10 protein-coding genes are annotated in these 25,628 nt (G+C 42.4%); 9 read left to right on the top strand and 1 reads right to left on the bottom strand.

Going from position 1 to position 25,628, the window contains the following annotated elements; all coding sequences use genetic code 11:
• Window positions 1–95 precede the first annotated feature (95 nt).
• From C1A09_RS00650 to C1A09_RS00635, 4 genes are read left to right on the top strand one after another with little or no spacing between them, the layout of a single operon-like run.
• Complete coding sequence (locus C1A09_RS00650; RefSeq protein WP_101541828.1) at window positions 96–3,281, top strand: SusC/RagA family TonB-linked outer membrane protein; 3,186 nt, start codon at window positions 96–98, stop codon at window positions 3,279–3,281.
• Window positions 3,282–3,284: 3 nt separating this feature from the next.
• Window positions 3,285–4,985, top strand: a complete 1,701-nt coding sequence (locus C1A09_RS00645; protein WP_245874946.1) for a RagB/SusD family nutrient uptake outer membrane protein — start codon at window positions 3,285–3,287, stop codon at window positions 4,983–4,985.
• A 42-nt stretch (window positions 4,986–5,027) separates the two neighbouring features.
• Complete coding sequence (locus tag C1A09_RS00640; protein WP_101541827.1) at window positions 5,028–7,073, top strand: hypothetical protein; 2,046 nt, start codon at window positions 5,028–5,030, stop codon at window positions 7,071–7,073.
• Window positions 7,074–7,089: 16 nt separating this feature from the next.
• Window positions 7,090–9,702, top strand: a complete 2,613-nt coding sequence (locus tag C1A09_RS00635) for a hypothetical protein (protein ID WP_101541826.1) — start codon at window positions 7,090–7,092, stop codon at window positions 9,700–9,702.
• Window positions 9,703–10,133: 431 nt separating this feature from the next.
• Here the strand turns inward: C1A09_RS00635 and C1A09_RS00630 are convergent, their stop codons facing one another.
• Window positions 10,134–14,186, bottom strand: coding sequence for a hybrid sensor histidine kinase/response regulator transcription factor (locus C1A09_RS00630; protein ID WP_101541825.1), 4,053 nt, complete (start codon window positions 14,184–14,186; stop codon window positions 10,134–10,136).
• A 252-nt stretch (window positions 14,187–14,438) separates the two neighbouring features.
• Here C1A09_RS00630 and C1A09_RS00625 point away from each other — a divergent pair, with 252 nt between their 5' ends.
• The 5 genes from C1A09_RS00625 (at window position 14,439) to C1A09_RS00605 (ending at window position 25,499) form a co-directional block, all read left to right on the top strand.
• Window positions 14,439–15,650 carry a glycoside hydrolase family 88 protein gene (locus C1A09_RS00625; RefSeq protein WP_101541824.1) on the top strand — a complete coding sequence of 404 codons (1,212 nt, stop codon included), beginning with the start codon at window positions 14,439–14,441 and terminating at the stop codon, window positions 15,648–15,650.
• A 340-nt stretch (window positions 15,651–15,990) separates the two neighbouring features.
• A complete protein-coding gene (locus tag C1A09_RS00620; RefSeq protein WP_245874945.1) occupies window positions 15,991–19,155 on the top strand; it encodes a SusC/RagA family TonB-linked outer membrane protein in 3,165 nt (1,054 codons plus the stop codon).
• A gap of 18 nt (window positions 19,156–19,173) precedes the next feature.
• A complete protein-coding gene (locus C1A09_RS00615; protein WP_101541823.1) occupies window positions 19,174–21,006 on the top strand; it encodes a RagB/SusD family nutrient uptake outer membrane protein in 1,833 nt (610 codons plus the stop codon).
• A 34-nt stretch (window positions 21,007–21,040) separates the two neighbouring features.
• Entirely contained in the window at window positions 21,041–23,803 is a 2,763-nt protein-coding gene (locus C1A09_RS00610) for a SusC/RagA family TonB-linked outer membrane protein (protein ID WP_101541822.1), read from the top strand.
• Window positions 23,804–23,825: 22 nt separating this feature from the next.
• Window positions 23,826–25,499: a RagB/SusD family nutrient uptake outer membrane protein gene (locus C1A09_RS00605; protein ID WP_370448195.1), complete on the top strand. Its 1,674-nt coding sequence runs from the start codon at window positions 23,826–23,828 to the stop codon at window positions 25,497–25,499.
• Window positions 25,500–25,628 lie beyond the last annotated feature (129 nt).

The following is a 25,628-nucleotide window of genomic DNA, read 5'->3' as shown; positions in this document are numbered from 1 at the left end:
CCTTTCTTTTTCCTCATTTCATACATTTGTCATGGTTTTATTTCAAGTATTGAAAAAGAACAAAATCTTTGATATTAACCATTAAACAATGTACAATGAGAAAAACATTATTGGAAAAGTGCATAAATCTGCATTTATGCCGTGTTGCATGGATACTTCTGCTCCTGGTACCTGCAATCAGTAGCCTTCAGGCTAATCCTTCTCAAAACAGAACAGTTTCGGGTGTCGTGACGTCTGCCACGGACAATGAGCCGTTGATTGGCGTCAGCGTTCAGGTAAAAGAAGCCGGAACAGGTGCCATAACCGATATTGACGGTAAATACTCGGTGACAGCCCGACAGGGGCAGACACTGGTATTTTCTTATATCGGTTATCAATCTCAGGAAATAAAGGTAGGGACCTCCTCCACTGTTAACGTATCTTTGAAAGAGGATACTGAAATGCTGGACGAAGTCGTGGTAGTGGGTTACGGTGTCCAGAAAAAGAAACTGGTGACGGGAGCTACGGTTCAGGTGAAAGGTGATGATATTGCCAAACTGAATACGACCAATCCTCTTTCGGCTCTGCAAGGACAAACGCCGGGTGTGAACATTGTCTCCACTTCCGGTCAGCCGGGCGCCAATATGAGTGTGACTATCCGTGGTCTGGGTACGGTAGGCAATTCGCAGCCTCTCTACCTCATTGATGGAGTGGGAGGTGATATTTCCACTTTAAATCCCGCCGACATTGAGAGTATCGATGTATTGAAAGATGCCGCTTCGGCAGCTATCTATGGTGCGCAAGCCGCGAATGGCGTGGTACTGGTTACTACGAAGAGTGGTAAGGAAGGTACTTGCAGGATTAGTTACGATGGTTTTGCCGGTTGGCAGACCGTAGCCCGTAAATTCAACATGCTCAATGCGTCAGAGTATATGAGTATCATGGATGAGGCTCGTCTTAATTCGGGTATGTCTCCTGTGGATTGGGCTTCACTCAACTCCATATACGATGCCAATGGTAATATATATGATACCGACTGGATTGACCAGGCTATCAAGGACGGTGGATTGACAACCAGCCACAGCCTTTCGTTCACAGGCGGTTCCAAGACTTCCACTTATGCCATTTCGGGCGGTTATACCGGTCAGGATGGTCTGATAGGAGGTTCGGATGTCTCTTATTATAAAAGATATAACTTCCGTGCCAACTCCGAGCACAAGATGTGGAACGGACTGGTAACCATAGGCGAACATGTAGGTTTTGTCTGGAAAGACACGCGTGGCATGAATACCGGAAACATCTGGAATAATAACCTTCGCAGTGCTTTCTCCGTATCTCCTATTGTCCCTGTTTATGATGCCGATGGCAACTACAATTCTACGGTGAACTCCGATTGGAATGTAAACGACGGCAACCCTTACGGTAACATGATGGTGAATCGCTACAACAACACCAAGAATACTTCGCTCGATGCCAATGTATATATGCAGATCGAACCTATTAAGAACTTAAGGTTCAAGACCGTGTATGGCATTAGCTACGGTACTTCCGAATACCGTGCTTATACACCGAAGTATCAGTTTACTCCACAGACTGCCAACACCGTGAGTAAAGTGAACCAAAATCATGGTCACGGCTTGACGATGGTGTGGACCAATACCCTTGCATATGATTTCGATATTGCTGATGAACATCACATCAATGCCTTGATAGGTAGCGAATTGTCTACTTACGACGGCAGTATCACCGAAGGTTCCAATACAGGCCTTATTCCCGGATTTGACGATTGGGAACATGCCTATCTGGCAAACACCAACGGTACGGAGAACAAGACGGTGAAGGGTGCTCCTTATGATGCCAACCGCAGTATGTCCTATTTCGCTCGTTTGGGCTGGACGTGGAAGGAACGCTATATGTTGAATGCCACCATGCGTGCCGACGGTTCGTCGAAGTTTGCCAGTGGTCATCGCTGGGGATACTTCCCTTCGGTATCTGCCGGATGGACTATCTCCGAAGAGAAGTTTATGGAACCGATGAAATCTTGGTTTGATTTCTTGAAATTGCGTGTGAGTTGGGGGCAGGTAGGTAATGCCAATATCAACTGCTATCAGTATCTTGCTCCTGTGTCTACCTTGAATACCAACTATAATTTTGGTGCTACCGGAGGTCAGGATGGTTGGGTCACAGGTTCTTATACCAGTCGTTTGGCCAATGAGAAAGTGAAGTGGGAAACTTCCGAACAGTATAATGTGGGTATAGATGCCCGTTTTCTGAACGGTCGCCTGGCACTTACTGCCGACGGGTATATCAAGAATACCAAAGACTGGCTGGTACAAGCTCCCGTGTTGGCAACGGCAGGTACCAGTGGTCCCATTATCAACGGTGGCGATGTGCAAAATAAGGGTGTCGAATTGGGACTCTCTTGGAACGACCGGATTGGGAAGGACTTTACCTATAGCGTAGGTGCCAACTTGGCATACAATCACAACGAAGTAGGAAACATCCCCACCGAAGACGGTATCATTCATGGTGCTACCAATCAAATTTACAGCAATTCGGAAGAGTTTTATCGTGCCGAGAACGGTCATGCCATTGGTTACTTCTGGGGTTTCAAGACAGCCGGGGTTTTTCAGAACAATCAAGAGATTAAAGACTGGATTACTGCCGGAAATGGTGTATTCCAAAGTAATGTACAACCCGGTGACGTGAAGTATGTGGATGTAAATCACGATGGCGCTATTGATGCCAAAGATAAAGTGGATCTGGGCAACGGACTTCCCAAATACACATTCGGTCTTAACCTCAGCCTGGGCTATAAAGGTTTCGACCTTAGTCTGAACGCTACCGGTGCCGGCGGTTTCCAGATTGCCCAATCTTACCGCGACCCCAACTCCTCACAATCCAACTACAGCCGTCAGATTTTAAACCGCTGGACGGGTGAAGGCACCAGTAACCGTATCCCCCGTGTGACTTACGGCGATGTGGGCAACTGGCAATTTTCCGACCTCTATTTGCAAGATGGTGACTATATTCGTTTGCAAAACATCACTTTAGGCTACGACTTCAAACGTCTTATCTCCTGGAAAGGCTTGTCGAAGCTACGCCTTTATGTACAAGCTCAAAACCTCTTCACGCTGACCAAGTACGATGGTATGGATCCTGAAATCGGTTCTTTTAATGGTACAGACGGTAACAAACTGAATTCAGACGGTTCCAGTAACCAGACATGGGTATCGGGTGTAGATATGGGTTATTATCCACATCCCCGTACTTTCATCGTGGGACTTAATCTTGCGTTTTAAATCATGAAAAAGAAAAGTAATATGAATACAAAGCATATATTATTAACAAGTGCGCTCGTTGTGTCAGCCTTGGCATTCACCTCATGTGATGACTTCTTTGAAACTTCCTCAAAAAAAGACTTGAACACTGAAACGGCTTACAGCAATCTAGAATCGGCCGAAATGGCTTTGGTGGGCTGCTACGATGGATGGCAACGTACCATTTCCGATGCAGGCATGGGCATGTACCTATTGGCGGAATTTGCATCCGAGCAGGCTTTGGGCGGTCTTGGTTTCTCCGATGACAAAAACAACAACGTGGTTGACCAGTTCAATGCTGGTATCGCTCCTTCGTACAATGACCTCTTTAATGTGGATTGGGTGAACTATTATAAAGCCGTGTTCCGTTGCAACCAGCTTATCTCCCAAGAAGAAAATATCAATTGGGGCGGTGATACCAAAAGTCAAGGACGTGTAATGGGCGAGGCGCGTGCCCTTCGCGGTATCCTTTACTTTGATCTGACCCGTATGTTCGGCGATGTGCCTTTGCTCACGACTCCTTCCGAAGAGAATATTCCCCGTTCGCCCGCAAGTGATGTCTATAAACTCATTTTTGAAGACTTTAAATACGCCATCGAGCATATCCCTGCCGATGCCTATCCTCTGGATAATCGCAACAGTAACGATGGCCGCATCACTAAGTATGCCGTAGAGGCTTTACTGGCCCGTGCCTACCTTTACCATACGGGTTACTACGGTGCCGAACATCCCTCGTGTACCAAAGCGGAAGCTGTGGCTGCCATTAATGATGTGGTGGAAAAAGGCGGTTACGAGTTGGAGAAGAACTATGCCGACTTCTGGATGCCTTCCTGCACTACCGATGCTTCAAGCGGCAGTAACTATGGCTGGAAAACGACTTATGCCGGTAAGTGGTACGATGGTTCTGCCTGGCAGGCCGGACAAGGTAAGCTTTCGCAAGAAATTGTACTCAACCTGAAGATGAATACCACTCACGATTACAATGGCAATGGCGATGGAAATACTTTCTCTGTCTATCTGGGACCGCGTAACAGGAGTGCGGTAAACGTTTGTATTTCCAGTGGTTGGGGCGCTTGTCCGGTGACACCCGCTTTTGTGGAACAGTATAAGAACGACCCCCGCTTCAATGCGTGTGTATGGAGTTGTAAAGATGCCGGCTTCAATGCCGATATTACCGATTCATACGAATATACCGGTTACTACACCCGCAAGTATGCACCTATGTGTTTTGCCGATGGCACACGTCAGGAAGTGGGATTTAAGTTGGGCGAGCAACACCAGAACATCACCTACTATCAAGACTATACCATCATGCGCTATGCCGACGTCTTGCTGATGCACTCCGAGCTCAATGGTGACGCCTGGGGCTTAAATGAAGTTCATCATCGTGTATCTCCCGGTGAAACGTTATCCTACAGCATCGAAAACATCCGTAATGAACGAGCCATTGAACTGGCTTTCGAGGGTGTGCACTATTGGGACTTGATGCGCTATGAAAAAGACGGCGCATACGCCGCACGTGCCATTGCCGCCGCACAGAACGGTGCTAAAGTAATGAGTGGTGGAAACGAGACAACCACTTCATTCTCCGAAAGCAATTTCACCTCAAAGAAAGGTTTGATGCAGATACCTAATACACAAATCACCCTTTCGGGCAATGTGATAACTCAAAATCCGGGTTGGTAACCCCGAAGGTTTTAGATTGAAAAACATTAAAAACAATAAGATATGAAATTAAATCATTATATATATTCGCTCATTGCCGGCTTGGTGCTGATATTGTCGGCATGTTCGCCCGATGAGTACGACATGGGTAATAAAACCTATGTATCCGAGGATTTGGTGGAAGGTCTTGCCTACACTGTGACTATCGAAGGCAACCGGGTACACCTCAAATCGAACATTACAGGCTGCACGCCATTGTGGGTCACTCCCCAGGGACGTTCGCAGGAGAGCGAACTGTCCATCGAATTGCCTTTTGCCGGTTCCTATGAGGTGACTTTCGGTGCGGAGACTCCCGGCGGCGTTGTGTTTGGCGAACCCCATGCCTTCAAATTGGTCCAAAACGACTTCTCGTTACTGGGTGATGAAAAGTGGTTCCTGTTGTCCGATAAGAACTTTAAATCGGGCGATGCGCTTCCCGACGCCGAGACGTTGGCCCAAGGTATTAGCAAGAAATGGTATCCTTGCGATGCCAACTACGGTATCGGCCAGTGTTCGGGGCCTATGGTCTTTGTAGCTCCCTACGACCCTGACGGTGACGGCGCCGGTTTTACCGACAAGGAAAAAGAAGAATCGGTGTATAAGGGAGACTTTATTTTTGGAACAGGTAACTGGAAACCTAATTGGGATCCGGGCTTTCAAAGTTTCATTGTTCTGGAGAATGATCCTTACATGGGGTCGTATATGACTTTTAGCATGGATGCCGCCAGTGGTTGTGTGGCTACGATGTATCGTGGTGAAGCCGGTGATAAAAGCTCGAATACGGGTACAGACATGGTAGGTAAGTTTAATATGAACCTCAGCGAGAAGACTAAACCGACTATTACATTCACCGATTGCTATGCCATGCATCCCCTGAGTTTCGATGCTACTTGTTCCAATTATACGCAGGATATTCAAATTGCAGAACTCACTCCGTATATACTGCAACTGGTAACCAGACGTACCAATTCCGAAGGCAACTGGTATCTCGTATGGAACTTCGTGTCCGAAGAAGTCATCCAGACCCAAGGTGAGTGCATTCCTAAGGAAGAAAGCGGACAGATAGAGAAGGCGGCTCCCGTACTTCCCAAGTTCGATAATCTTCTTACCGACCTTTTCACTACCGAGATCAATGGTGTGACATACGTGGGCAGTCAGATGACATTCAACGTAGATACCGAAGCGCCCTACGACTGGTTGTGGTGGAACGGTTCTCCCAACGCACAGAAATGGGAAAGCGTGACGGGAGGTACATATAATAACTCATGGGCACCTGCTGCCGGTGATGAAGTGGCGGACTTTGAACTTATTTTGAGTAAGGCTTCCGATGGTACTTACAATTACGAAGCAGGTGAAGCCGGTGGCAAGGTAATGATTGCTGATGGTGTAATGACCTTCGACAAAGACATCACTATTCTTACCGCTTCAAGCGATCAGCGCACTGTTACTGTCACAGGCAAGGTATTTACGATACTTGGCGTTGAAGCCGCTGAAAAATTGGTAATCGGTGTTCCCGAATCAGTAGACGAGAACGGAGTGGTGAATTCTTATCTTGTAGCCAACCTGCTCTATAAGAAGATTAGTACCGGTCCGGCGGGTCCCACTGTGGTAGGTATCGATAACTCTCTTTTCGGTCAGGAAGGCATCACTTGGTTGGAAAACGGATGCATTCGTCTTGCTTTCCATCATTATGGTGCGGATGGCAAAGGCCTTTTCAAAGATGCCGCCTCGGTGAAGTTGAAGAAAAACCAGACCATCAGCGTAACCTTTAAGATTAATGGTGGAATAACTTGGACAAGGACTCCGAAGTGCGCACTGATTGACAATAACATCAAGACCACTTGGGAACCCGCCTGTTTCGATCTTGATGACGCTGTAACTGTCAATACTTCAGGTGAAACGACCGTAACTCTGACTAATACCACCGGAGCTACCGTAACCTTTGTCCCTACCTGTCTCGACCTTTCCATCCAATATGCCGATTACGGTGTTGCCGATGTACTGAACGGTGACGGTAATCCCGATTGGAGCACCGTTGGATTAGAGATTGTATCTTGCACCATTCAATAAATAACAGTATAGAAATATGAAAAACAAAATATTATTCGGAATAATGGCTCTCGTCATGAGTGTGTTTGTGACGGGATGCAATGATGAGGACGATTATGCCATCAATAAACAGCCGTTGCTCACCGACAACGCGGTGGTGACAGGCTCATCGGATGTGACTGCCACGTCGGCTACTCTGCATGGAACCGTATCGGGGCTTGAAGGTCAGTCTGTAAATGCTTATGCCACGGGATTTTATTACGGTGATGCAGCCGATGCGCTCACGGAAAGGGTTACCGCTACGGGCGGTGCGGAATTTGCTGCAACGGTAGCGGGCAGTGTAAACCAAACCCTCTATTATCAGGCATACGTTACCCTGCAAGGTAAGGTGACCTATAAGGGTGAAGTGAAAAGCCTTGTCCTTACCAATGCCCGTGCCGTTACCGGTGAGTTCAGTAACGTGGTTGCCAACAAGGCTACTTTGGCGGGTTCACTTGCCGATTTCCCCACAGGTGCGGAGTGCGGTATCATGGTATCGGGAGTGGAAGGTACGGAAAATGTACGTGCCGGCGTGCGCATTGCCGCTGATACCAAGGATAGCTATACAGTCAACGTGGAAGGCTTAGTGCCCAATACTACTTATTATTATGTGGCTTACCTCGACCTGGGTGCCGGGGTGGTGTATGGTGAAGAAAAGTCTTTCACTACCACGGCTCATACGTTCGATCTTGATAACGACTTGGTAGACCTCGGCCTTTCCACCAAATGGGCAAAGTATAACGTAGGTGCCACTTCTGAAACAGAAGTCGGCGGTCTGTTCGGTTTCGGCGATATGACAGGTTTCAAGACCAGTCTCGATCCCGCAGACTATGCTTCCACCGATATTTATAGAACGGTTAATGATATCGCTTACAAGGCCTTTGAGGGAAAAGTAACCATGCCTACCATTGCCGAGTTTGAAGAACTTTTTGCACTTTGTTCCAAGGAGTGGGTTGAGGTGGAAGGTGTTGCCGGATATAAATTCACCGGTCCTAATGGAAACTCAATCTTTATGCCTGCCATAGGTTCTCGTACGAAGGAAACTACTGCCGGCGCTGGTGTGGACGGATGTTATTTCTCTGGTTCAATCAATGTTTCCGATCCTCGTTTTGCCATGAGCTATCATTTCAATAGTGCTATGGCTACCCGTGCTACCACTCCGGTTTATCAAGCTCTCGCCATTCGTCCGGTATCTACGGCCAAGAATGTGAAATTCGACCGTTCGCTGCTTTATGGTAAATGGTATATAGACAATGGTCAGGATGGTGAATTGCATGTATTCCAAGGGCCGTTCACACAGTGGGGCGATACGGACAACTGGAGTACAGTGTCCAACGGACAGCCTAACATTAATCAGCAAATTCATTGGGAAATGGGTGTTGACAACGGTTGGGTTGGTTATACTTATGGCGTTGATTATGGTTACATGGAATTCTTTGAAGACGGAACAGTGAATATACACCGCTTGACCGATGATGGAACAGCTACCGATGAAACCGGTAAATATACCATTGATGAGACAAACAAAGTAATCGACATCGATGTCAATGTTCTTTGTGCTAATGCTTGGGCAGCGGTGAAGAGTGGCAAGTTGAATATTCTGTCTCTGACAAGTGACGGTCTACAGATTGCCCTTCCTAACAATGACGGTTATGCCTATTCTGTCAACTACTATAGTCAACGTAAGGCCGAGGCTGATGCCAAGATACCGGTATCGTTGCTTTGTGTGGATGCTAATTGGGCCGGTACTTGGGGCGAGGTTGTCGCTCGGATATCTCCGGCAGAATTGGCAGGGCAGCACACCTTTAAATATGAAGGTACGTGCAGCGGTGCTATGGTATTTACGCTTGATTTCCAAACTCTGTTAGCAAAGTACCCCAATGCATTCGTGCGCATCGACGAGATGAAGTGTGATGGCAATGCCATTCAATTCAACGCCAACAACTTCTTCTATGGAGATATAGAGAATAATGGTAACTATCGTATCGAATTATTCAATATTTGGGGTAAAGGTGCAGCCGGGGACAAAGTGCTTAACAGCGCTTTCAGTAACTCACAAAATGTAGGTTCTGATCCGGCTTTTAATTTCACTGGTAGTTTGGAGATTACTTATACTATCTTTACTGATGGCAATGGCGCGGGTGTCTATACTCCCAAACTTGCCACCGTGACTGATTGGGGACCTAACAGTGTATGGGATTACAATGAAGGGGCTACCCTGGAGGTACAATACAAGGACTTCCAGTACAGCATTGCCGGTACTAAATCGTTCGATATCAAATATGAGCCTACCGGGCTTGACTACAGTGCTGGTTCCATCATGACTTTTATTGAAGTAGCCGATATCTATGCCTATTTCCCCGGTATGCATGCCACACTGGATAATTTTTACCTTGATGGCTCCGAGATAACATTCGATGCTGCCAAAGTGCTCGATGCTAATGAGGCTCCGAAGTATCGTCTGGAGCTTTGGAACTGTTATGGAGCGACGGGGAAAGCCGGTTGTGCATTTGGTACGCGCGAGGGAGATGTAATCAAGGAACTTGGCTTCAGTAATTCTATGGAACTGAAATTCACATTCCACAATCTGTTTGCTGTTCCCGAATGGTAATTGAGATACTGGTTTGATAAAAAGTCCGGGGTGAACAACACTTCGGACTTTTTTGTGGGGCGATATAACCTCCTATAAAGGGGAAATGGCAGTACTTAACTCAATGCATCCCGTTTCCATGATAGGAAACGATGGTTCCCATTAGAGGAAACCGCCGTTCCCATTAGAGGAAACTGCCGTTTCTATGAAGGGAAACTGCCGTTTCTTGCAAGTGGAAACGGGCGTTTCTATTGTAGGAAACTGTCGTTTCCTACTTATGGGAAACTGCAAACGATTACTTATCAAGATGAAACAAGTATGGAAAGCTGATTGCCATAATGCGGATAGTGCCAGAATAAAGAAGGTTCGGGTTGTTTACCTTCTTTGATGATGGGTATCATGCTCATACACTTTGTGGATGGAATACAGGTTAATCATGGTATTATTATAATTTAAGTTTCTTGTTCGTTGACGCTTTCTTCCTCCTCTTCGGGGGAGTTGGTATCTCCTTTCCGGTAAGCTTGTGGAGTGACGTGGTATCTCTCCTTGAAGCATTTGCTGAAATATTTGGGAACATTGAAACCTACCTGATCGGATATTTCCGCTATATTCAGTTCCATGTTGTTCTTCAGTAAGAATGCCGCACGTCTCAGGCGGAGTGTCATAATGAAATCAGCAGGTGTCTGTCCTGTGATAGCTTTCAATTTGGAGAATAACTTTGTACGGGAAATACTCATCCGAGTTGCCAGCATATCTACATTGAAATTTCCATTCTCCATTTCTTGCTCGATGATCTCCAATATTTTGTCCATGAACTTCTGGTCCATTACATTGTTGGTCAGTATTTGTACGTTTTCTTGTGGCAGTTTACTGAACTTCTCTTGCAACATGATCCGGTTATTTACCAGGTTGTTGCAACGTGACAACAGGATGTTTATGTTGAATGGTTTGGTAATATAATCATCCGCTCCCATTCTCAATCCTTCCAGATTGTGCTCAATGGCAGTTTTAGCTGTCAACAGAACTACAGGTATGTGACAGGTATCAAAGTCGGTTTTTATGGCTTGACAAAGTTCCGTGCCAGACATCTCCGGCATAATGATATCGCTGAGCACGATATTGGGGCTTTCGGATCGTACTTTTTCCAGACCTTCTTTACCATTAGAGGCAGTGATGACAATATAGAATTCTTCGAATATTTTGACCAACATTTCTTTTAGGGAATCATTGTCTTCCACGATAAGGATTTTATATTCGCCTTCTTTTAGTCGGATATCGTTGTTTAAGGTAGCTTGTTCCAATAGTAGGGCTTGCTGGAATTCTGCGTTAAACTCATTAAATTCATTAGAAGTAAATGTATCTTTTGTCTCGCAGATTTGCTCAGATGTGAAATGCTCATTTCCGGTTCTAAGGTGTATGCAGAAGGTAGTTCCTTCTCCCAGTTCACTGGATACTTCAATGCTTCCATGATGCAGTTCGACTATACCTTTAGAGAGCGAAAGACCGATACCCGTACCTACATAGAACAGAGAGTCCAATTGCTCTGTTTGATAGAACCGGGTAAAGATATTGTTGATGTCCTTAGCTGCTATTCCCGAACCATTGTCCGTAACATCGATGAGAACTTCCTGATTCCTTTTTCGGATAGAGATAGAGATTATTCCTCCGGCTTTTGTATGTTTAAAGGCATTGGAGATAAGATTGTTTATTACTTTTTGCATTTGTTTGGTATCGTACCATAGGCTGATATTGTCACTGCTCTTTTCGAAGTTAAACGTAATCTGGCGCTGTACTGCATATTCCTGAAAGAGCAAATAATGCTCATATATAAAATCTACAATATTATGCTCGCTCACTTTAATAGTCATGTAGCCTTGTTCTTGTTTGCGGAAGTCGAGTAACTCTGTGATGAGTTCCCTCAACTGTAAACAGCTTTTGTATACACCCAATATTTTGTTATAAACGTTGGGAGCAAAAGAACGTACTTGCAACAACATTTCCATTTGTCCGATGATGAGTGTAAGCGGAGTGCGGAACTCGTGTGAGATGTTGGTAAAGAAACGTAATTTGGCTTGATTGAGCTTTTCGATATCTTTGGCATGCTTCTTTTCATATTTCAGTGATTCTTGAAGCTGGATGCGGCGGTAGTAGGTACGTATAAGGTAATATACAATACCTATGATACATATAGAATATAACAGGTATGCCCAGATGGTACGATAGAAGGGGGGCAAAATCTCTATTTGTAATCTGCTTGGCGGAACCAGGCTTTCGTTGATATCTTTGGCTTTGACAACTAATGTATATTTGCCGGGGTTCAGGTTGGTATAAGTAATTACATTCTGTTCCAGGCTATTCCATGTATTAGAAAAACCTTCCAGACGGTATATGATTTCGTCTTTGTTGAAAGGTATGTAGTCTGTTGTGGTATACTCGATACTGAATATATTCTGATTGGGTTTAAGAGTTATTTGGGGAGTATAAGTAATGTCTCTGGTCAATATACTGTCTTTATCTCCTACATTGATATCTTTCCCGTTTACGATAAGACGGAATGGATATATGCGGTAAGAACGGGGGGCTTCTTCAAGTTCTTTCTCAAAGAAGGAAATAATTCCGGTAGTTCCTCCGATGAATATTTCTCCTTTTTTGTTTTTATAGAGTGCATTCTCATTAATGCAACTTAGAGGTAATTCTTCGTAATTCTTGAATTTCTTTTGTTGGTAATCTAATATGGAGAACCCTTTATCGGTAGTTACAAGCAATCTGTTGGGCGATAATTCACAGATATTGTAGATGATATTACTTGCCAAGTTGTTTTTACTCATATCGAAGTTCTCGAAATCATCCGTTTCCCTGCGATATAAATCTAGCCCGTTTTCATTGGTGCAGAACCATAACCTGTTTTGACTGTCTTCATAGATAGAGTTGATACTGTTACTACTGATACTATGCTCGTTGGCACTTTTATATTTGTAGATTGAGAATTCTTGAGTATTAAAATTGTAAGCGCAAGCTCCATTGTTATTATTGGTTATCCATAAAATACCTTTATGGTCGAGGGTCAATCCAAAGGTAGATATGGTATTGTTGAGTGCCACTTCGTCATGGAACAACGGCTTACATGTTCCGGTTCCGGGATTGAAGAGTCCGATGCCATTGCTGGTTGCCAATATTAATTGCCCTTGATAGGGTAGGATGTCTTCAATAAGATTGGACGGAATAGATGTTTTATCGCCTTTTTTATGTTTATAATTGGTGAAACGGCCGGTTTTTAAATCCAATTTGTTAAGTCCCTCCAAATGAATACCGGTCCACACCACTTTTTGGAGGGAGTCGTAGTAGATTGTTCTTACATTTCCTCGTGTAAAATTGTTGGGAGTATCTTGGCCTATATACCATTGGTAGGTTTGGGTGACCGGATTATATTTATTAATTCCTCCCTTCTCTGTGCCTATCCATAAATTACCCTCGTCATCTTCGGTCATCCGTTTCACGATAGGAGAGCTGAGTCCTTCTTTTTCCTTTGTAGAAGCCTGGTATTCGCGATAAATTTGTTTCTGTGGATTGAAATAGTTAATTCCTCCGGAATATGTCCCTACCCAAATAGTTCCTTGCAAGTCGCAATACAGTCCCCAGATAGAAGAGTTGCTCAGGCTTTTGCTAATTTCTTTTTTTACGTAACGGGTGAATTTTCCGGTTTGTTTGTCATATTTATTGAGTCCGTTGAAAGTTCCTATCCATATATTTCCTTGTTTGTCTTCACAACATCTGTGTACAAAGTTGGAACTGATGGTAGTAGGATTATCCGCTTCATATAAGAAATTGTTGATTTGTTTACCCTGCATACAGTATACGCCATGTCCGGAATTGGCAGTTATCCAATAACAGCCGGAAGAATCTCTGAAGATGTCGGATATATTTCCTTCTTTGATAGGTTGGGTAAGTTCTTTCTGTGAGTTGAGTATATAAAGTCCTTTAGTAGTCCCTATGAAAACAGAATCATTATATATGTATAACCTCTGAATGACGCTACTGTTTTGAGGCATCTTATAGAACAAGTCGAATTTTGTCCCATCGTACTTAAATATTTGGTTTGAAGTGGCGGCATATAGATATTCAGAAAAGAATTCTGCCCGTATACTTTTTTTTATGATAGGGGTAAATTGGCCTTTTTCGATGTCATAAGCAGAAATACCTCTGTTGGTCATGATGTAAACATGCCCGTTCTGATCTCCTGTGATGTGATAAATATCATTATAAAGGATACTGTTCGGGTTGTCTTTCTCTTTTTGATAGATTTTGAAATTTTTTCCATTATATAAGCTGACTCCATTTCGTGTACCGAACCACATAAATCCTCGCTCATCCTGATAAATGGAGATAATAGAATTGTGTGACAATCCGTCATCAGTAGTTAAATGACGGAAGGATATATTTTGTGCGCTACATGCAAGTATGTGTACAAATAGGAGACAGCAGATTAGAAAGAGTCTGTTTTTCATAAATTTTAGGTTATAGAATCAGCATATTAGGATTTGCAAATATAGTTTTTTTGTCGTGAAGAGAAAATCCCAATTGTTTGTAGTTAAGTAGTTTTTTGTTCTTTTTATATGCCATTTTTGTACATTTTACTTTTCAGGGTCTATTTTGTATATTTAGAATTCTCTTAGTGTATAGATATCACCCCCTTCGTGTTTTTTCATTTTTTATTTTTGTTCGGTAAAGTTAGCAAATTAATGGAGTGTTAATTATTTATGGGAAATGATATTTTAACTCGTACATGTATTGGTCTTTTTCTCTTTTCTATGGTTGCTTGTGGAGGAGTTAAAGGACGAAAAGATTTTGTTTCAACGAACATAGAACATGCTGCAGCTCAATATGGCTTACAGGTAGATGCTCTTGAAAAGAATGATAAAATCTTAATCCCCCGTACGGTAAATGCTAAGGGGGATATGGTGTATGCACATCGTGGTTGGGACTGGACCCTAGGTTTCTTTCCCGGAAGCCTTTGGTATTTATATGATCTCACCGGTAATGAATACTGGCAACAGAAGGCAGAGAAATATACCGAATATTTACATAAAGAACAGTATAATACTTCGCATCATGACATCGGTTTTATTATAGGTTGTAGTTTTCTCAACGGGATGCGTATGGGAAGTAGGGAAGAATATAAACCGGTTGTGGTACAGGCTGCCAAATCCCTATCTACCCGTTTTCGTTCTAATGCAGGTATTATCCAGTCTTGGAATGCGGACAAAGGACGTCCGTTAAAGATGGGATGGAAATGCCCGGTGATTATTGATAATTTGATGAATTTGGAACTTTTATTTGAAGCCACCCGGTTGTCCGGAGATTCTACTTATTATAATATAGCTGTTTCACATGCTGACAAAACGTTGGAAAATCATTTCCGTGAGGACGGAAGTTCGTATCATGTGGTAGACTATAATCCGGAGACAGGTGAAGTACTTAAGCGATGTACGGCACAAGGATATTCCGATGAATCGGCATGGGCGCGGGGGCAGGCTTGGGCTATTTATGGGTATACAATGTGTTATCGGTATACACATAGTCCGGTATACTTGAAACAGGCGAAGAAAGTGTATGAGTTTATATTTACCAACTCGAACCTTCCCGAAGATTTGATACCTTACTGGGATTTCGATGCCCTGAATATTCCTAACGAATTGAGGGATGCATCAGCTGCTACTATTATGGCTTCGGCATTGTACGAATTAAGTGTCTTTTCGAATAATAAGGAATATAAAGAGACTGCGGATAAGATAATGGAAACATTGTCTTCTCCGGCTTACCGTGCCGAAATAGGTAAAAACCACTATTTTCTATTGATGCACTCTGTGGGGAGTTTTCCTGATCGTGCGGAGATGGATGTTCCTTTGAGTTATGCCGACTATTATTATTTAGAAGCTTTAAAACGTAAAAGAGATTTTGGAAAACACTAAATGTACTTAATCATGAGAATGTGTTTTTAACCTTTCTTTATTGTATCGAACTCATAGTTGTTCTGCGCTGACCCCATAATTCCTTCTTGTTTATGGTATTTTACGCAGAGCAACTATGTTCTTTTTATATTGGGGATAGGGAGGTTTTCTGATAGGATGGGATATTATTGTCCGTTTATGGAGCTTTTTTGTACACAAATGCCTTGTTGTGAGTTGTGTATAATATACTACCTTCTTCTGAATGATAGAGGGATTTCAATCTCTAAAATCTATTTAATTTTGTAAACGATTAATAGAACCTTTTTAATAATATATTTTATAATTCTTAAATTTAAAAGAGATGAAAAACTTCTTCTTTCCAATGAAGATACCTCAGAAGCAGGTATGGCTATTGGCGGCGTCTTTGTCGTTTGGGCAAATGGCTTTTCCTATAGGAAATAATGTGTCGGGAGAGGCTTCTGTTGCCAGTTCTATTGTGCAGCAGAATCGCAAAATGGTTACCGGAACAGTGACTGATAGTTACGGACCGGTGATTGGTGCCAGTGTAATTGTAAAGGGAACTACTAATGGAGTTATTACCGATATGGATGGTAACTTTAAACTGGAAGTCCCGGTGGGTGCTACTATCGTTATATCTTATGTAGGATATAAAGATAAGGAGATAAAGTATAATGGTGAATCTACCTTGAAGATCGAACTGAATGAAAATGTTCAGGAGTTGCAGGAAGTACAGGTGATAGCATATGGTGCTACCAAGAAAGTGACAGTAACGGGAGCAATGTCGTCTATTACAGCAAAAGATGTACTGAAAAGCCCGGTATCAAGTATTGGTAATGCATTAGCAGGTAAGATGCCTGGTTTGTCTGCTATTCAGACTTCTGGTCAACCTGGCAGTGATGATCCTACAGTATATGTACGTGGTGTGGGCTCATTGAACGAATCCATGTCTCAGCCTTTGTTTTTGGTAGATGGTGTAGAACGTAGTTTCTTCCAACTCGACCCTAATGAAGTGGAAGATATTACGATATTGAAAGATGCTTCTGCAACAGCTGTATTTGGTGTACGTGGTGCTAATGGTGTTATTTTGGTGACGACTAAACGTGGTCAGGAAGGTAAAGCGAAAGTCAGTTTCTCTACTTCATTTGCTTTGCAGACACCGACTCGTCTGCCTGATTTCGCTAACAGCTATGAATATGCCACAGCATATAATAATGCCCAGCTTCACGACGGATATACCGAAAACGAATTGGCATTCAAGCCGGAAGCCATTGAAGGATTCCGTACTCATAGTAACCCGATAGCTTATCCGGATATGGACTGGATGGACTATTTGGTACGTAATACAGCTTTGCAAACGCAACATAACCTGACTATTTCGGGCGGTTCGCAGAAAATACGTTATTTTGCGTCGCTTGGTGTGTTTACTCAAGACGGACTTTTCAATTGTTATCAAAAAAATTATGATGATAATTACAGCTATAATCGTTATAATTATCGTCTGAATTTGGATGTGGATTTGACAAAAACTACACAATTCCGAGTGAATATAGGTGGACGTGTCAATGATAAGCATACTCCGGGTGTAGATGGTGAATCGGGTTTATCAAATATCGAGACTATTTTTCGTGGTATTTATTGGGCAGTTCCATTTTCTGGTTCAGGTATTGTAGATGGAAAATGGGTATGGGCGGATGCACGTAATATTTCCAATTCTTTTGGTGACATGCGTGATGCCATGTATACTTATTACGGACGTGGTTATGATGTGACTTATGGTAATACATTGAATTTCGACTTTTTACTGGAACAAAAACTCGATTTTATTACTAAAGGTTTAAAGGCTCATGTGAAAGGTGCTTATAACAGTTCCGTATCCTTTACCAAGAAAAGACGTGGAAAGACTCCTCATTACGAGCCGTTGATACAATCCGACGGATCAGTAGTGCTTCGTCGTGTAGATGAAGAAACCGTATTGGGGTATGAGGAAGCTATCGGTCGTGGTAAGGACTGGTATGTGGAGGCTGCTTTGAACTATAAACGTGATTTTGGTAAACATCATGTTTCGGGACTTGTAATGTATAATCAGTCCATCACTTATTATCCTAACGGTCCTTCTGAGTTCTTGTCAATCCCGAGAAGTTATATCGGTTTGGTGGGACGTGCCACGTACGACTATAATACTCGTTATATGTTCGATGTAAATGTGGGTTATAATGGATCGGAAAACTTCGCCCCGGGCAAACGTTTCGGCTTGTTCCCTGCGTTTTCTGTAGGTTGGATAATATCAGAAGAGAGCTTCATGCAACCGGTAAAATCTTTTATGGACTACTTGAAAGTACGTGCTTCTTATGGTATCGTAGGTAATGACCGCGTGAATGACAATTCCCGTTTCCTCTATCTGCCGGACGTATATAATGCTTCCAATGGTGGTTTTTATTTCGGTAGTGGCAGTTCCATCACTACAGGAGCTAACGAAGCAAAAAAAGGAAATCCCAATGTGACTTGGGAAACAGCCGCTAAACAAAACTATGGTATTGATGCTTATTTCTTTAACAGTAAATTGAAAGTAAATTTTGACTACTTCATCGAGCACCGCCGTGACATTCTGACTTCTCGTGGAACTGATCCCGGTTATTTGGCTGTGACGCTTCCTACCGCTAATATTGGTAAGGTTGACAATAAGGGATATGAAATCAACGTAAATTGGAGAGATAATATAAACAAATTGAAATATAATATTGGTTTTAATATCTCACGTACCAAGAACAAGATTGTCTATATGGACGAGGTGACTTATCCGTATGCTTATATGCAACGTACCGGTAAATCTGTTGGTCAATATTTTGGTCGTAAGTTTGCTGGTTACTTCTCCGAGGAGGATGTGGCACGTTATGCTACCGAAGGACATGGAGGTATTCCCGACCACGGCATTACTCCCAAACCCGGCGATGTGATGTATATGGACTTGAATGATGACAAGAAGATAGACCAGAATGATATCACTGCTATTGGTAATACTAATTATCCGCAGTTATCATATGGTATTAATTATGGTATTTCTTATAAAGGATTTGATATCAGCATGACCTGGGCTGGTGCTGCCAAAACTTCGCGTATGTTGGACGACGTTTTCCGTTATCCTTTCGGACAGACTAACCAACGTTCGCTGATGAAATACTTTGTTACCGATACTTGGACACAGAAGGGTGATGCAGCCAAATATCCTGCTATCTCGTTTGTGAACAGAAGTAATAATTACTATGACTCCGATTTGTGGTTACGAGATGCGTCTTACTTACGTTTGAAAAACGTGGAAGTGGGTTACAGTTTCCCAAAGAAGACTTTGGATAAGATGCATTTAGGTAGTTTACGTGTGTATGCTACCGGCTATAATCTGCTTACATTCGATAAATTGGACGTGATAGATCCGGAATCGAAATCTGCTGCAAGAGCCAATTATCCGTTAGTGATGGTTGTCAACTTTGGTTTGAAAGTAGGTTTTTAATTTTAAAAATATAATGATATGAAATCACTTACAAGATATTTTCAAGGATTGATGTTGGGTACTTTATTAGCTACCACAATATCATGCGAGGACTTTGCGCTGGGTGAGAAATTCCTTCAGAAGCCGCCCAGCTCGGATGTCACTATTGATACCATCTTTTCTACGGCGGTATATGCACGTCGGGTATTGTGGAATAGTTATGGTAATTTGCCATATGCTTTTTGGGCAAGCAACAGTTATGGTTTCTCTACCAATATGTGGTTTGGCATTCAAGAAGATTTGACGGATTTGTGTAATTCCGCTTTAACTTGGGATGGTCCTAATAAAGTTTATTACAGTGGTGCTTACAATGCCGGTTCGGAAGAAGCATCCGATGGAGATGGAGGTACTAAATATGGTTTTACCCGGCGTAACAGTTGGAAAAGTATCCGTATGGCTTGGGTGTTTATAGAGAATGTAGACCGTGTACCTGATATGGATGAAGTTGAAAAGTCGCGTTTGAAAGCTGAAGCTAAAATCGTGATTGCTACTCAATATGCCGAAATGCTTCGTCATTTTGGTGGTCTGCCCATTGTAGACCGTGCTATTTCCGCAGAAGACGGTTTGGGATTTCCTGCTCGTGGTACTTTGCAGGAGACGGTGGATTTTATAGTGAAGTTATTGGATGAGGCTATTGCTTGCAAAGAACTTCCTTGGTATGTCACTGAAGATGAATCCGATAACTGGAGTGGTCGCCTGACCCGTGCTTCTGCTATGGGTTTGAAAGTACGTGTACTTTTGTTTGCAGCAAGTCCATTGTTTAATAATGATACGCCCTATTATGTGGGTGAAGCTTCCGAAAAATTGATGACATGGTTTGGGGGATATGATCAAAAGCGTTGGGAAGATGCTGCAAAAGCAGGTGAAGAATTCTTTAAGGCTTTGAATAAGGAAGGTTTTTATGGATTGGTGAAAGCAGGAGAGCCACGTATGGCGTTCCGCGACGCTTATTATACACGAGGCACTACAGAATCATTAATTTCTGTACGTCGCCATTATAAGACTAGTAATATTGGTGGTATCATGCAGAGTGCACGTTGGGGTGCTTGGGGAGTTACCAAGGAATACTTCGATATGTTTCCTATGGCAGATGGAAGTGATTTCGACTGGAATAATCAAGAACATACTAAGAACCCGTTTATGAATCGTGATCCTCGCATGTGTGAAACTATTTTGTTGGATGGTGACAAGTTTGGTAGCGGTGTCGCTGCTATATATCGACAATATTCGAAAGATAAGACCAATTATCCGAAAGGCGAACATTATAATAATAAAAGTGTCAGTCTGGATGATAAAGGTCTTACCACTAACGGTTTAACAGCCCGTAAATTTTTGCTTGATCGTCAAGGAGAATGGAGTGGACGTGTCATTCAATGGCCGTTATTGCGTTTGGCTGAAGTTTACCTCTCGTATGCCGAAGCATTGAATGAATGTAACCGTACTGATGAGGCTTATTCTTACATTAATGCGGTGAGAAATCGTGTTGGTTTAGGTAATTTGAAAACAGGTTTAAGTAAGGAAGAATTCCGTGAAGCGGTACTTCGTGAACGTGCTTGTGAATTTGGTTTTGAGGAAGTTCGTTTCTATGATCTTATTCGCTGGAAGCGTGAGGCAGATTTCACAAAGCATCTGCATGGCATTTATTTCTATAAACATAAGAAAACAGGAGAATATTTGTTTGAATTTCCACAACTGAAAGAAAGAGCTTGGCAGAAAGTCGGTGGCTTTTCTCCGAAGTGGTATCTGAGTGCATTCCCTCCCAAAGAGGTGAACAAAGGTTATGGATTGGTCCAAAATCCGGGTTGGGAATAACATAAATTATTATTGAATAAATCATACTATCCTTATGGAAAAGAGTATAAAGCTAATCATTGCAGGGCTGCTGTGTTCTTCCATTGCGGCGGCTCAGGTAGCAGACAGCATACAACATTACGGACGAGGAATCTCGTTCAACAAAAAGGAAGCGACTATCGCCGGTGGCATGGCAACCGCTGATAAACTGAGCCATCGTACCAGTACGGTAGCTTCCAACGCTTTGTTTGGACTGATTCCCGGTCTTCAGGTTCTACAAAATGGAGGAAATGAGTGGGAAAATGGTACTACACTTTATGTACGTGGTGTCGGTACTACCAGTAATAAGAGTCCGTTAATATTGATTGACGGTTATGAACGTAGTATTGATAATCTTGCTGTGCAGGATATTGAATCTGTCAGTGTATTGAAAGATGCCGCTTCACTGGCACTGTATGGTATACGTGGTGCCAATGGTGTGGTTCTTGTCACTACCAAACGTGGTCATGTGGGGAAACCGGTTATTACTTTTGATTATGAATTTAAGATGGGTACTCCGTACCGTTTACCTAAATTTGTGGATGGCTATACTTATGCACAGGCCATGAATGAAGGTTTGAAGAACGATGGTATTACGACCCCTCGTTATAGCCAACGTGAGTTGGACGCTTTTCGTAATCAGACTTATCCGGAGTTCTATCCTAATGTAGATTGGATGGATGAAGCACTTCGCGATCATAGTTTCGGTAATAATGTGAATTTCTCTCTTCGTGGAGGTGGTGATGTCGTACAGTATTTTACTCAGCTGAATTACCTGAACGACAAAGGTATTTTACAGCCTACCGAAGAGAATGAAGGATATTCTACACAGTTCAAATATTCCAAATTGAACTTTTTGACTAATCTTGATATCAAGTTAGGAAATACCACGAAATTGCAACTTAACATGCGTGGTAATTTTGCGGAAGATAATCGTCCTTATACTACGACCGCTGACATTTTCGATATGTTGTACAAAGTTCCGGCGGGTGCTATGCCTATTAAGACTTCTAATGGCCGATGGGGTGCAACTTCTATTTATGGCAGTAATCCGATAGCAATGATTTCCGATACAGGCTATGAACGTGGACAGACCCGTAACCTCTATGCAGACATCAATTTTGTACAGGATTTAAGTTTCATTACTAAAGGTTTGTCTGCTACTGCACGTTTGGGTTTTGATAATGAAGCACGGTATTGGGAACGTAACCAGCATAAGTATGCAACTGAACAGGCTACTATGGGTTGGGATGGTGAAAAAAACTCTTATAAGAAGTTGACTGAAGAAACAGCTTTGGATTTCAGTAGTAGTATCAAGGATGTAGTTCGTCATCTGACTATCAATGCGCAGGTCAATTATGACCGTACTTGGGGTACTGATCATAAGTTGAACGCTACTGTACTTTATAGTATGGACAAGATGATGAAGCGTGGCCAGAATGCAGGTAGAGCCTTTATGGATATTGTGGGGCATGCTCATTATACCTATAAAAATCGTTATTTGTTGGACTTCTCTTTGACGGGTTCTGCATCCAGTATTCTTGATCCGGATGACCGTTGGGGTGTTTTCCCGTCAATAGGTGCAGGTTGGATTCTTTCAGAAGAAAATGCTTTCAAGGCTGATTGGTTGAATATGTTGAAACTTCGTGCTTCGTATGGTATTGCGGGACGTGCTGACTATGGTGTACAGCTTTTCCGTGGTTCATATAGTGGTGGTGGCAGCTATTATTTCGGTGAAACACCGGCTTCTATCGGTGGTATGAAAGAATCTCGTCTTGCGGTAGATGGGCTGACTTATGAAAAATCACACAAATTGAATGTGGGTATTGATTTCATGGCATGGAACCGCCTTTCTTTATCGGTAGATGGTTATTATGACCATCGTACAGATATTTTAGTAGACGGCGATGGCGCTCTTTCTTCCGTACTGGGTATTGCAGCTCCTGATATAAATAGCGGTATTGTGAATAGTTATGGTGTGGAAGTTGCAGCTAATTGGAATGATAAAATAGGAAATGTTACTTATCAGTTGGGCGGTCAATTCAGTTTCAATCGTAATGAAATTAAAGAGATGAATGAGGTGTATCGTCCGTATGATTATCTGAAACGTACCGGACACTCTGTAAGTCAATATTTTGGTTATGAAGTGGAAGGTATTTACCAAAGTTGGGATGATATTGAAAACCGTGAAGTGAAACAGATATTGGATGAGGTTCGTCCCGGTGACTTGAAATTCAAAGACCAGAATGGTGATAAGGTGATTGACGAGTATGACCAGGTTGCATTGGGTTATAACAATGTATGTCCGGAAATTTATTATGGTTTCAATCTTGGTGCCGAATATAAGGGATTGGGATTTACCGCTTTGTTCCAAGGAATTGCCAATTATAGTCAAATGCTTGATACACGCAGTATTTATCGTCCGTTGGTGAGTAATAATACCGTTTCTCAACATTATTATGATAATCGTTGGACTGAAAGTAATCCCAATGGTAAGTATCCACGTCTCACTTATAATGGTTCCAAGAACAACTATAATACCAATTCTTTATGGGTAGCTGATGCTTCATATCTGAAGTTACGTACGTTGGAGGTGTATTATAATTTGCCACAGAAATGGGTGAATAAGTTGCCTGGTGTGAATTACATGAGGCTGTTCGCTCGTGGACATGATTTATTCAGCATTGACAAAATGGACGGTGTGATAGATCCTGAAATGACAGGTACCGGTCATCCGTTGATGACTCAATATACATTTGGCGTTAATTTACGTTTCTAATAATTTAAGCGAAATGAAACTTATGAAATTAAAACATATAGCATTACTTATGTCGGTCTGCATCTTGGGCGGATGCGACTTCATGGACTGCGATGAGTCAAACGACTACCAAAAGGAAGACATCTTTACAAGCTTTGAACGTTCTAAAAAGATGGTAACCAATATTTACAGTTATTTGCCTCAAGATTTTTGTAATACGGAAGGTGCTATGCAGGATGCGGCTACAGATGATGCCGTACATGTGTACAAATCCTCAGCCATTCATTATTTTGTAAATGGTACTTGGTCGGCTAATAGACTGGTTGATGATGTATGGAGTCAATACTATAAGGCTATTCGTGCAGCTAATCTCTATCTGAAGGAAGCTGACGGACAAACTTTCGAAGATTGGGAAAATGCCGAAAAGTATAAGGATATGATGAAGGAATTCAATAATTTTCCTTATGAAGTACGTTTTCTCCGTGCGTTTTATTATTTTGAATTGATTAAGCGTTATCATGATGTGCCGTTGGTTACTACTGTTCTTACTCAGGACGAGGTGAACAACTTGGAACGTGAGAGTTGTGACAAGGTGGCAGATTTCATCATAAAAGAGCTTACAGAGATTACTGCTGAGGATAAATTACCTATTACCTATACAGAAGGTTTTGCCAGTAAAGATATTGGTCGTATCACCCGGGGAGCTGCCTTGGCATTGAAGTCCAGAGTGACGCTTTATATGGCGAGTCCTCTCTATTCAGGCGATAATGCCGAGAAATGGAAAAAAGCCGCATCCGCTGCTTACGAAATCATTGGTAATGTTTCTGAGTTGGGTTATAAATTGGTGGATGATCTTACTACTCAGTTCCGTAAAGTGAACAATACATGCGCCGAAGTGATATTAGCCCGTGGTGTAGGTGAAACGGGAGATTTTGAAAAAGCAAACTTTCCTATGGGAGTAGAGGGTGGAAAAACCTCTACTTGTCCCACACAGAATTTAGTAGATGCTTTCGAAATGAAGGATGGATCCAAGTTTGATTGGAATAATCCTACTATGGCAGCTAATCCTTACAATAACCGTGATCCGCGTTTGGCAAGAACAGTAGCTTACAATAATATGAATTGGTGTGGCGCTCCTCTTCAGATATGGGAAGGTGGTGCCAATGGACTTCCTTTGACCAATGCTACCACTACAGGATATTATCTATATAAATATCTTAACCCAAATATTAGTTTTGTATCAGGTTCCACTACTACTAAAGCGCAACATAACTGGGTATTGTTCCGTTATGCTGAAATCTTGTTGAATTATGCGGAAGCAATGGTAAATGCTTTTGGAAATCCTGATTATAAGGATGCAGATTATCCAATGACGGCTCGCGAAGCGGTGAATATGGTGCGTGCACGTGGCAAGGTAGAAATGCCTCCTTATCCTGCTGGTATGACAAAAGCTGATTTCATAGAACGTTTGAAGAACGAACGTCGTGTGGAGCTAGCTTTTGAGGGACATCGTTTTTGGGATGTACGTCGTTGGAAGGATTTGGATAAAACTGCTGATATCTATGGTGTAAAAATCATTAAGAATGAAGCTGAGAAATTTGAATATACTAAGTTCCTGATGGAAACCAGAACCATTACAGATAACTTGTATTTCTATCCGATTTCTAATACAGAGAAATATAAAAATCCTAATTTGGGACAGAATCCTGGTTGGTAATAGTTCTTTGAATAGTATAGATAGGTAAGTAAGTTTGTTTTTGGGATATTAAAACAATATGTATGTTACACAGACCTACGCTACTTTTATGGAGCGTAGGGGCTGTGTAATTAGTTTATAGCATACACT

It is taken from the genome of Bacteroides cutis, assembly GCF_900241005.1.
Classification (GTDB): Bacteria; Bacteroidota; Bacteroidia; order Bacteroidales; family Bacteroidaceae; genus Bacteroides; species Bacteroides cutis.
The sequence above is the reverse complement of the archived record's forward strand: the minus strand, read 5'-3'. Positions and strand labels throughout refer to the sequence as shown.

Coding starts and splice junctions, on each gene's coding strand:
- C1A09_RS00650 (WP_101541828.1), top strand. CDS start 96: ATGAGAAAAACATTATTGGAAAAGTGCATAAATCTGCATTTATGCCGT.
- C1A09_RS00645 (WP_245874946.1), top strand. CDS start 3,285: ATGAAAAAGAAAAGTAATATGAATACAAAGCATATATTATTAACAAGT.
- C1A09_RS00640 (WP_101541827.1), top strand. CDS start 5,028: ATGAAATTAAATCATTATATATATTCGCTCATTGCCGGCTTGGTGCTG.
- C1A09_RS00635 (WP_101541826.1), top strand. CDS start 7,090: ATGAAAAACAAAATATTATTCGGAATAATGGCTCTCGTCATGAGTGTG.
- C1A09_RS00630 (WP_101541825.1), bottom strand. CDS start 14,186: ATGAAAAACAGACTCTTTCTAATCTGCTGTCTCCTATTTGTACACATA.
- C1A09_RS00625 (WP_101541824.1), top strand. CDS start 14,439: ATGGGAAATGATATTTTAACTCGTACATGTATTGGTCTTTTTCTCTTT.
- C1A09_RS00620 (WP_245874945.1), top strand. CDS start 15,991: ATGAAAAACTTCTTCTTTCCAATGAAGATACCTCAGAAGCAGGTATGG.
- C1A09_RS00615 (WP_101541823.1), top strand. CDS start 19,174: ATGAAATCACTTACAAGATATTTTCAAGGATTGATGTTGGGTACTTTA.
- C1A09_RS00610 (WP_101541822.1), top strand. CDS start 21,041: ATGGAAAAGAGTATAAAGCTAATCATTGCAGGGCTGCTGTGTTCTTCC.
- C1A09_RS00605 (WP_370448195.1), top strand. CDS start 23,826: ATGAAATTAAAACATATAGCATTACTTATGTCGGTCTGCATCTTGGGC.